This window comes from Bacillus sp. GMa5/1 (assembly GCF_050172015.1).
In the GTDB taxonomy this organism is placed as follows: domain Bacteria; phylum Bacillota; class Bacilli; order Bacillales; family Bacillaceae_G; genus Bacillus_A; species Bacillus_A cereus.
The window spans coordinates 1-1,528 of record NZ_JBNLYC010000386.1; the positions used below are offsets into that span (position 1 = coordinate 1).

The window sequence follows — 1,528 nt, forward strand, 5'->3', positions numbered from 1 at the left end:
TCTTTCCAATGTCTTAATGGTTTTAATCCATTTAGGATAATGCAATCTTTACTTAACACTGAATATTTAGGTCTATTGGCTATTTGCGGGAATTCTTCCGTCGTTAAGGGAATTATATTGATATCTCTATTGAAGTCTTTAAAAAATTCAACTGCAAACTCATGCCATGAACATATTCCCTCGTTTGTCACATGATATAATCCGTATTGATCCGTCTCTATTAACTCTGCAATAAAATTTGCTAAATCTAGTGCATAGGTAGGTGAACCAAACTGGTCAGATACCACGCGGACTTCACCGTATAGATTTGCTATTTTTCCTATCTTAGCGATAAAGTGACCGTCTCCCTTTCCAAATATCCACGAAGTTCTAATAATAAAATGATTATTCGTGTATTTTGTTACTAAATGTTCTCCAGCCAATTTTGTTTCTCCATATATATTTAATGGATTAGGACGATCCACAAGATTGTATGGTGTATGTTTTTCGCCATCAAACACATAATCCGTACTAATATATACAAATTTACATTTTATTCTTCCTGCAGCTTGAGCAATATATTTGGTACCTAATACATTTACTTCATATGCCAGCCCTTTATTTTTCTCTGCCCCATCTACATTTGTAAATGCTGCACAGTGTAAAATTACATCTGGCTTTAACCTATCAAGATAAGAGCTAACTCTTATTTTATTTGTAATATCTAACGTGGTTCGATTCACACCATATAGCTCATGATGTGTTCTGCTGAGAACTTGTATTAAAGTTTGTCCTAGTTGCCCCTCTACTCCCGTTATCAGTATCTTCATTTTAAAATTCCTCGTTTAACTTATGTAATTTTTACCTAATAAAATTCATTCCCACCACGTACGGTTATCTATATACCACTTAATTGTTTGAGTGAGTCCATCATCAAATAGATATTGTGGTTTCCAACCTAATTCTTCTTTCAACTTAGTAGCATCCATGGCGTAACGTCTATCATGTCCTAAGCGATCTGAGATAAATGTAATTTGTGATTGATCTTTATTTAGGAATTTGAGTATTTTTTGTACAATATCTAGATTTGTATATTCATTATCTCCTCCGATATTATAAATGTGCCCATCTGCTCCACCATGCAGAACTAAATCAATAGCTACACAGTGATCCTCTACATGAAGCCAATCTCTTATATGTAATCCATCACCGTATAGAGGAATATCTTTATTATTTAACGCATGAGTTATTGTTAATGGTATTAATTTTTCCGTGAACTGATAAGGACCATAATTATTGGAACAACGAGTTATATTCATAGGTAAACCGAATGTCTCATGATACGCTCGTACCATGAAGTCTGCACTAGCTTTACTTGCACTATAAGGACTATTAGGAGCTATTATTGTATGTTCTGTAAATGCACCCGTTTGAGATAATGTCCCATATACTTCATCTGTAGAAATTTGTACAAACTTTTTCACTTTTGTTTTATATGCTGAGTGTAATAAGGCTTGTGTACCTAATATGTTAGTTTGGACAAAGATAT

General features: G+C 33.6%; 2 protein-coding genes. Both read right to left on the reverse strand.

Going from position 1 to position 1,528, the window contains the following annotated elements; all coding sequences use genetic code 11:
• On the reverse strand, window positions 1-809 hold an 809-nt coding region (rfbD, locus tag ACQGSG_RS28840), incomplete at its 3' end, for a dTDP-4-dehydrorhamnose reductase (RefSeq protein WP_426948725.1).
• Window positions 810-854: 45 nt separating this feature from the next.
• The coding region (locus tag ACQGSG_RS28845) for a dTDP-glucose 4,6-dehydratase (protein WP_426948726.1) at window positions 855-1,528 on the reverse strand (674 nt) is incomplete at its 5' end.